General features: G+C 59.6%; 8 protein-coding genes and 2 pseudogenes. 7 read left to right on the top strand and 3 right to left on the bottom strand.

Annotated elements, in window-relative coordinates:
* Positions 1-307, top strand: a pseudogene (locus AA309_RS35560) (DMT family transporter); the annotation flags it as partial.
* Positions 308-1239: 932 nt separating this feature from the next.
* Positions 1240-1551 (top strand): hypothetical protein, encoded by a 312-nt coding sequence (locus AA309_RS29640; protein WP_047192619.1) that lies wholly within the window; start codon positions 1240-1242, stop codon positions 1549-1551.
* Positions 1552-1645: 94 nt separating this feature from the next.
* Here the strand turns inward: AA309_RS29640 and AA309_RS29635 are convergent, their stop codons facing one another.
* The gene (locus AA309_RS29635; RefSeq protein ID WP_047192618.1) at positions 1646-1900 is read right to left on the bottom strand and encodes a hypothetical protein; all 255 of its coding nucleotides are present in this window, start codon (positions 1898-1900) and stop codon (positions 1646-1648) included.
* Positions 1901-2054: 154 nt separating this feature from the next.
* On the opposite strand from AA309_RS29635, the gene AA309_RS29630 reads away from it, so the two are divergent.
* The 5 genes and pseudogenes from AA309_RS29630 to AA309_RS36030 all read left to right on the top strand — a co-directional run.
* A complete protein-coding gene (locus tag AA309_RS29630; protein ID WP_047192621.1) occupies positions 2055-2369 on the top strand; it encodes an integration host factor subunit alpha in 315 nt (104 codons plus the stop codon).
* Positions 2370-2685: 316 nt separating this feature from the next.
* The gene (locus AA309_RS35555) at positions 2686-2823 is read left to right on the top strand and encodes a hypothetical protein (RefSeq protein WP_160310575.1); all 138 of its coding nucleotides are present in this window, start codon (positions 2686-2688) and stop codon (positions 2821-2823) included.
* A 493-nt stretch (positions 2824-3316) separates the two neighbouring features.
* On the top strand, positions 3317-3562 hold the full coding sequence (locus tag AA309_RS29620) for a DUF6894 family protein (RefSeq protein ID WP_371679465.1): 246 nt from the start codon (positions 3317-3319) through the stop codon (positions 3560-3562).
* A gap of 327 nt (positions 3563-3889) precedes the next feature.
* Positions 3890-5032, top strand: a complete 1143-nt coding sequence (locus AA309_RS32680; RefSeq protein WP_052955089.1) for a GGDEF domain-containing protein — start codon at positions 3890-3892, stop codon at positions 5030-5032.
* An 89-nt stretch (positions 5033-5121) separates the two neighbouring features.
* A pseudogene (locus tag AA309_RS36030) lies at positions 5122-5226 on the top strand (IS6 family transposase); the annotation flags it as partial.
* A 268-nt stretch (positions 5227-5494) separates the two neighbouring features.
* On the opposite strand, the gene AA309_RS35550 reads toward AA309_RS36030, so the two are convergent.
* Complete coding sequence (locus AA309_RS35550) at positions 5495-5641, bottom strand: hypothetical protein (protein ID WP_160310574.1); 147 nt, start codon at positions 5639-5641, stop codon at positions 5495-5497.
* A gap of 481 nt (positions 5642-6122) precedes the next feature.
* The coding region (locus AA309_RS29610) for an IS110 family RNA-guided transposase (RefSeq protein ID WP_047192615.1) at positions 6123-7228 on the bottom strand (1106 nt) is incomplete at its 5' end.

The following is a 7228-nucleotide window of genomic DNA, read 5'->3' as shown; positions in this document are numbered from 1 at the left end:
CAACTGGCGCACACCCACCGCTGCGGAGATCGGCCTGGCCGTCCTGATGGGCGCGTTCTCGACCCTAGGCCACTGGCTCATCATCCTGGCCTACCGCAAGGCCGCAGCGTCCACTATCGCCCCGTTCTCCTATGTCCAGCTCCTGTTCGCTGGGCTGCTCGGCTTCGGCGTCTTCGGCACCGTCCCAGGGGCCATGACCCTCGTCGGCGGGCTCGTTATCGCGGCGAGCGGCCTCTACACCGCTCACCGTGAGCAGATCAGGGCCAGGGAGGCGAGGCTGGCTGCCGCCGGCATCCGTCGCCCTTGAATTGCGGTCCACGGCACCTGATGGCTCTGATCGAGAGGCTTCCTTGGACGTAGATTTATCCTTCGCATCGTCAACGTTGCTCATTCGAGCGGCGATCGTCCCCATCCTTCAGACGATCAGGCTCCCTGCTGCCTCTTTGATGGCGGGAAGAGAACCTGTCCAGGCACAGGATAAACGTCACCGCGAACCCGACGGTGAGAGTGGCGACGGCAAGGGCAACACACAGACGCAGCATCGGACAGAATACCGCTGAAGAACTGGTGCATAGGCGCAGACGGCCAACGGCCGATCAAGCCGGTTTCAGTCAGCGGCTGGATTTCACATGGGGCTGAGACTTTCGTGCATCACGTCACATCACGAGGTCATCATGTTTGGATGAGAATACCCATACTCTGACGCTGACATGCTGCACCACGCCTGAGCCGCATCCCTCGCCATCGCTGACCGGCATGGCTCATCAGCGTGATCCTGCTATGAGTGTCGGCCTTCCCGCATAGCACCCCTCAATTCATTGAAGTGACCGATCCTCAGATCTTCGCCTTTCTGGTGATGCCGTTCCTGTTCGTCCTGACCTGCAGCCTGGTGTTCGTCAGCAACCAGAAACCGAGATCGCAGAAACCCGCAGATCCGCCCAGGCCTAACTCTTATGCGCGCAAGCCACGTCAAAGACGAACGCGGCCAAACAAGCTGACGCGGCGGAGGATTAGTCCCATCTGGCAGCGGGCTTGCGGGTCCCGCTTCGTATGACTCTCAATTGCTGTCGGTGGTGTCGATGGGAAGGTCACAAGAGCCATGTCCGTGTTCTGAGGGCAAAGCTTCACTGACGATGGAGACAGGCCTGCCCCCATGTAGCAGCATCAAGGTGACCCGTGTGTCCCCAAGGCTACGGACACCAGCGGGCAAATCGGACAGAGAAACTCCGGCCGAGCGGCATGGCTGCTCGCCTCGTTGCCAATTTCCAGAACCAGCTGAATTTCCTGAAGGTGTTCCCCATGCATCAGACAGAAGTCGCAGCGCCTGCTTTGCCTCCTGGGCCGGCACCGACGTTCACGGCGGCTGCGATCCGATTTGTCGCCTCCCTTGCGGCTCTGATCGGTGTCAGTCTCCTGCTGGCCAGCCCCCGAGAGCGCATCATCCGGCATTCTGGTCTGGTCCATGATGCAGCGGCCGGGGGCCTCCTCTCTGGGCTTCAAGCGCCTCTGCCACGCGGGGCGCTTCTGGTTGCCGACCTCTCGCCCGCCTGAACCATGAGGAGAGGCGAGCGCGTGCGCGAGGGCTCCTTCCCCGAGCGAATAAGTTTCAACGTAAGCAAAGATCTCCCCGTACAAGGGGAGCCGTTCACATTTTGTCTTCCAGAGAAGGGAAGTCGGCGGCAAGCGCCTGCTGAAGGATCCTGTCGCGGATCGCCCGTTTTCTGCCGCCGACCATTCTGGCCATTTCGTAGACCCGATCTTGGAGGGCAATCACATCCGACATGACCTGAAACGGCGGCTCAGGGGGGAGCGGCTGCTCCAAGCGTTCCTCCAATTCATTGATCAGATCCGCGATGACCGTGTTGTCGTCCCTTAGCCGCTTCAATTCAGCACCGAGCATATCCGATGTCTCCTGTGTCCTTCCGGGTACAGCCGAAGCCCTACATCCAGGGCACTCTCCTCTCGTGTATGAGGAGAAGCTGAGGGACAGCTCCTTTCTTGGAACTCCGGCGCCTCTGCCTCAGCGGGTGCTTCTCTTTATCGAGGTTGTGATGGTGGTGGGCAAGAACGTAACTCGGGAGGAGTTGATGGAGGCCGTGCGCCAGCAACTCGGCCTCTCGCGGGCGGAGTCGACCGAAATGGTTCAACAGGTCCTCGAGGGGATTTGCGCCACCCTGGCAGCGGGCGAGACCATGAAGCTGTCGGGATTCGGCACCTTTACTGTGCGCGAAAAGGGCCAGCGGGTGGGGCGAAACCCCAAGACAGGTGTAGAGGTGCCGATTGAACCGCGGCGAGTGATCAGGTTCAATCCCTCACCAGTTCTCAAGGCTCACATCAACGGCAACAAAAAGAAACCCCGCTCGGGGTAGAGCCGAGCGGGGTTCTGTTTGGGAGGCTTGATACACAACGCAGCCTGTCTTGAGTATAGCGGTACGGAGTAAACATCCCGTTGTTCCCTCAGGCAGAGACGCCAAGCCGATTGCCTGGGAAATCCGGCAGCAGGTGCGGGGTGTAATCTGGCAGGCTGATCCCAAGACTGGCTTCCACCCCCTTGCCTGCGCCTGGCTCCGGCTCACGGAATGCATGAGCTGGCCCAAGTGCTCCTGAGTGATAGCCAATGTGATTTGATGCTCTTCAACCTGCAAAAGGCCGACGCAGACAGCATCGACGGGCAAGGGAGGTTCTATGATTCCTACCAGTGCAGAGCTGACCGCAGAGCAGCAGCGGATGATTGCCCTTTGGGCGGCAGGCGCCAAGAGCATAATCGAGGCGCACCTCCGCACGAGCATGATGAAGGGGATTTGGGACCTGATGGCAGGCTGAATCTTGCCCTCGCGCTAGAAGACGACGGAACGGGAAACGCTCACTGGTTCTATCTTTTGGCGCACGCATCCGGAGACACCACGCTCAAGTCCCTGCCAAGAGATCAACGTGCTGCCTTACTCGCGTGATGCATAGACTGCATAGATGTCGGGTGAGAACCGCCATTCAACTCACGTACGGGATGGAAGGACGTCACCGCACTGCTGTGTAGCGCCCACTCTTGGTGGGCGTTTTCCTTACTGGATTTCGGACCACTGGAAACAGTGACCCTTTCTTGTCGGAACGTCAGCAAAGGCCCATTGCGCAATAAATGGAATGTAATCGATTTCACTTCCGATATGATCTTGCGCGATCTTAGGCTTTCGTATAACGCCCTGCGTGACGATCACGTAGCGTCTGGCTGTTTCCAAAAACAAAGCCGTTCCGCTCTGCACCTTGAGCCGCTGCTCTCTAGAGCCGCCCCTTTCTTTTAAGCACAACGGGGTTTGCTTCCATGCCGCGTTACCACTTTGACGTTCGTTATGATGAGGAAGCGTGGTTGACCGATCCAGACGGAATGGAGCTGCCCCATCCGACGGATGCGCGCCGGGAGGCTCTCCTGACCGCGGCAGAACTCGCCAAGGATGCAGTCGGTCGGCACAGTCGGATCTCTGTGCGGATCAGAGACTCTCATCCCGAGCCGCTCCTGACGGTCAACATTGCCGTGGCAGAGAAGAAGCGGGATCCTGGGACAGCATGAACAAGGGGCCCGAATCCGAGCCCCCAGCGATGGCTTGTTCATGCTGACCGGGAGTGTGCTCAGTCTGATTGTTGTCTCCCTCCATCACCTTCATCATGGCTTCTCCCATCAAATTCCAGAGAACGTCGTCATCCATGTCTTCGCGAGCTCAGTCTTGGCGCATTTGCGGGCGCAGTCTTGGGCTGTCTCATCTCTGTCATCGGCAGGCGACGTCGATAAGTCCGACAATTTCGGTTCCGTTGCAAAGCCCCCTGGCAAGACAAATCGGCGCTATAGAAGACCTAGACCCTCCCCCTTGAAGCGAAGCTCAAAGGCTTCGGACGATCAATGCAGCTCGACTTCCCCACTCTTGGTGCTGTGTTCGTTCTGAACACAGCCATTCTCACGGCACTGCTTTTCTTCGCCTGGGCGCTCAATCGACAGGTCAAAGCCCTTGCTTGGTGGGCACTTGCGTTCTTTCTCATACTCATGGGGATGGGCCTTATGGTGGTTGCGCAGGGGGCACCGTCCCTCGCCACCCTGCTTAGTGCCAACACTCTCTTGATAGCCGCCTATAGTGTCCTCTACGGAGGCTGTCAGGCGTTCAATGCTCGATCGATCAGTCTCCCGTCGCTCTTGGTGGGCGTGGTCCTGTGGTGGGTGGCATTCCCCTTCATCGCTGACAGTTCAACGACAAGATTGATCCTTACATCCGCAATCGGCGCTGGTTACGCGCTGATGTCGGCCTGGGAACTCTGGTGGCATGCCCGTCATCGACTGGCGTCGCAAGTCGCTGCCATCATTCTCCTGATGGGACTGGTTGGCTTTAACACACTGCGAGGACTGCTTGGATTTTCGCTCGCGCAGTCTTTTTGGATCGCTGGCCCTGTGCTACCATGGTCCGGTGCGATGGCCATCGGAATTGCGACCTTCATGCCGACGATAGCGTTCGTCTTTCTGTCCATGGCGAAAGAGCAACTGGAGTATCGATACAAGCGGGCAGCTTTGATCGATCCGCTGACAAAGATCCCGAACCGCAGGGCCTTTCTCGAAGATGCCTCAGCGCTGATGTCACAGCAGCGCCATGCACCCACCAGTTGTTTGCTCTTCGATTTGGACAACTTCAAGCAGATCAACGATACCTATGGTCATGAGGTGGGTGACTATGTGTTGGAAATCTTCGGCTCGATCTTGTCCGACCACCTTCCCGGTGGCATCTACGGCCGCTTGGGGGGAGAGGAGTTCAGCGCAATCGTGCCTCTCGACGGAGAAGCCGCTGGGAGACTGGCCGAGCACATCCGGCATTCGTTTGCATCTGTTGCGAAGATTGTTCGCGGCCAGCGGGTGGATGTGACCGTCAGCATCGGTTGTGCGACCAGTGCAACGTCAACCGTGAAAGACCTGCTCCGCAATGCAGACACCGCTCTGTACCGAGCCAAGGCTCAAGGTCGGAATGTGGTTGTCTCTCTGTGCCAAGAATACTCGACTTAGAGTCCGTTGCCACGCCGACCCCAAGGCTGATCGTCCCTCGCTTTAACGGACACCTCTGATACACTCCTATGAGAGCGGGAAGATGTTTGATGTTCAAGGGCCGCCATTTTGATCGCTCAATCATCCTGCTCTGCGTCCGGAGGTATGTGGCTTACAGCCTGAGCCTCCGAAACGTGGAAGATATGATAGCCGAGTGTCACTGAGCATTTTGGCGTGAGACAGCCGATTCAATAATTTCAGGTGCTTAGCTGTTGTCGTGAGACAACAGTTTGGATATTTGACGTGAGACTCTCGTCCACTTTGAGCATTGAACGTAAGACGCCGGTTCACAAACGTTGACTGGATTCGGAGTGGGCGAGCGGCATGCAGTGCTTGGCACAAAACCAAGCATTAGCAGGGAAGGGGAGACAGAAATCCTGTTTCAAATTGGACATTGACTTGAGATTCTTGCGCTGGGGGGTCTCACGCCAACATGTCTATGGCTACTGCACAAGTCGGAATCTCACGCCAAGATGTCCAGCGACAGTCGGCGCCGAAGCCGACGAGATGAAAGACTTCCTTGCCGATATCGATCCCGATCGAGCAAGGCGTGCGATGGTGGTTATTCATGGGCTACTTCTCCTGCGGAGCAGTCGGTCATCTTATTGGCAGACATGGCGCCTAAGAGGCGGCCGTTCGGGCTCTACCGCATCGTCGTGCTTGCTATAGGCGCCGAGAAGAGCCTTCTGTCTCCGGTTGCTGCAGCCTCCTGATCATGCGCAATCTGGAGCGATCCAGTGCAACTCACATGGGGAGTGATCCGTCAACAGGGTGGGGAACGCGACACTGATGAGACCTCCTGTTGATGTTGCGCATCCAAGGTCTGAGCCCGTTGCATGATCTGGCCCGTTTCCGTCGCCAGCTCCAACTCACATCCGGTCGCTGCTCGCACGCAGCCGCACCATAATCCCGCTTGCAGCGGACGAGGGCTCAGGCGACGGGACCCTTCTGTAGTGCGGCGTTTCAAGCCATGTTGCACTTCGGTCCGTCCACCTGGATCCCCGGCGCTGATCAGGTCCCGGGGGAGACGAGAAGTAAGGCGTCCCTTGAATCAGGCCTGCGTTATGACGGCTCCCTCCAGGGCCACCCCGGCGGTCGCATACTTCCACAGCGCGACGAGAAGTTTGCGGGCCAGCGCCACGAGCATCGGCTTCCTGAGGCGCCCGCCGTTGCGCCGGACCCGCTCCTGGAACCACAGGCTCAGGGCCGAGGCGGGCTGATGGCGCAGCCACAGCCAGGCCAACTGGATCATGGTGGTGCGCAGGCGCGGGTTGCCAGCTTTCGACACGCCCTGCTCGCGATCTACCGCTCCGCTCTTCCAGGGCGTCGGCGCCAGACCCGCATAGGCCGCCACCTGCCGGCGGTTGCGGAACGTGCGGAACAAGCCCTCCGCCCAGAGCAGGGCAGCGGCTTCTGACCCCACGCCCTTGAGGCGCAGCAACAGAGCCGGGGGCTGGACCGGAGCGTGGTCAGCGGCTCCGATGAGCACGGCATCCCGCTCGGCTTCGACCGCCTTGATCTGCTCCAGAAGGAGTTCCAGCCGGTCGAGTTCGCGGCTGATCTGGGCCTTGAGATGGACCGACAGCGGCCGGCCATCGCCGGTCATGAGCGCGTCGAGCCGGGCCCGGCGGTCGCGATGCAGGGGCTCATAGTCGCCGATCCCCTGCGCGAACAGCAGCCCCTTGATCCGGTTGACATGCTGGACCCGCTCGGCGGTCAGCGTCTTGCGCTCGCGGCTGAGGCGGCGACGGTCTTCCTCCTCAGGTGTCGGCGCCCGGACCATCGCACACACCCGTGGTTCACCGCGCTTGTAGGCCAGCAGCGTGCGCACCAGGGCCTCCCCGTCGATCTTGTCGGTCTTGGCCCGCCGGCAGCGGCGGGAGACCGCAATCGAGGCGGGATCGACCACGTAGCTTTCGATGCCTTCGCTCTCCAGCACGCGATGGATCCAGAACCCATCCAGACCCGCCTCCTGAACCGCGATAATCGGAAACATCTGACCGGTTCGAGCGCGCGCTTTCTCCTGCAACTGCGCAAACCGCGTCAGGAGGCCCGCCACATCGCCGCCGCGCACGCTGTGCTTGGACATCGTCTCGCCGGCCCCGGGCGACAGCGAGGTGATCAGCCAGACCGAGCGACTGAGACCGTATGTTCTCG

Source organism: Microvirga vignae (genome assembly GCF_001017175.1).
Lineage (GTDB): Bacteria > Pseudomonadota > Alphaproteobacteria > Rhizobiales > Beijerinckiaceae > Microvirga > Microvirga vignae.
This window is presented reverse-complemented; position numbering and strand designations above follow the sequence as displayed.

Excerpts from the sequence above, each read along its gene's own strand:
- AA309_RS29640 (WP_047192619.1), top strand. The coding sequence starts at position 1,240 with ATGGCTGCTCGCCTCGTTGCCAATTTCCAGAACCAGCTGAATTTCCTG.
- AA309_RS29635 (WP_047192618.1), bottom strand. The coding sequence starts at position 1,900 with ATGCTCGGTGCTGAATTGAAGCGGCTAAGGGACGACAACACGGTCATC.
- AA309_RS35550 (WP_160310574.1), bottom strand. The coding sequence starts at position 5,641 with ATGAATAACCACCATCGCACGCCTTGCTCGATCGGGATCGATATCGGC.
- AA309_RS29620 (WP_371679465.1), top strand. The coding sequence starts at position 3,317 with ATGCCGCGTTACCACTTTGACGTTCGTTATGATGAGGAAGCGTGGTTG.
- AA309_RS32680 (WP_052955089.1), top strand. The coding sequence starts at position 3,890 with ATGCAGCTCGACTTCCCCACTCTTGGTGCTGTGTTCGTTCTGAACACA.
- AA309_RS35555 (WP_160310575.1), top strand. The coding sequence starts at position 2,686 with ATGATTCCTACCAGTGCAGAGCTGACCGCAGAGCAGCAGCGGATGATT.